This is a genomic window from Flavobacterium sp. LHD-80, from assembly GCF_030929605.1.
In the GTDB taxonomy this organism is placed as follows: Bacteria; Bacteroidota; Bacteroidia; order Flavobacteriales; family Flavobacteriaceae; genus Flavobacterium.
Genome location: NZ_JAVFVS010000027.1, coordinates 1 through 503 on the forward strand (window position 1 = coordinate 1; position 503 = coordinate 503).

General features: G+C 46.3%; 1 protein-coding gene. It reads right to left on the reverse strand.

The features are described 5' to 3' along the window. A partial coding sequence (locus tag RB619_RS21075) for a hypothetical protein (protein WP_308101073.1) occupies positions 1-503 on the reverse strand: 503 nt, incomplete at both ends.

The window sequence follows — 503 nt, forward strand, 5'->3', positions numbered from 1 at the left end:
GGTGCATTTACCGTGATTTCTGACTCGTCTCTTGAACAGAACACCTTCGTAGCAGAAGCCGTGAAGGCAATAGCCACAGGAGTCGTGATAGTCACTGAAGCATCCTTGATACAGCCTGTTGTAAGGTCTGTAACAGTAACCTGATAAGTTCCTGCAGAAAGATCAGATAAAGTGATCACATCTGATCCGACTGGATGAGTCAATGTACTAGTCAATGCAGCTGGAGTTGTAGCAACTGCCACACTGTAATTATGCGTAGCGCTGAAACCTGTAACTGTAAATCTAGCCACTCCGTTGTTTGTTGTTCCGTTGGCCGGATTGCATGAAATGTCGCTTACCAGTTCGCCAAGTATAGCGATTGGCACCACATTGTCGATAGTCATCAATTCATCATAAGCACATCCGTTGCTGTCTGTAACCCTGAAAGTATAGTCTCCAGGAAGCAGGTTCGGGAAGCTTGCCGCAACTGAAGAATCAGCTGTATTGATCGGCCCGAAATTCGC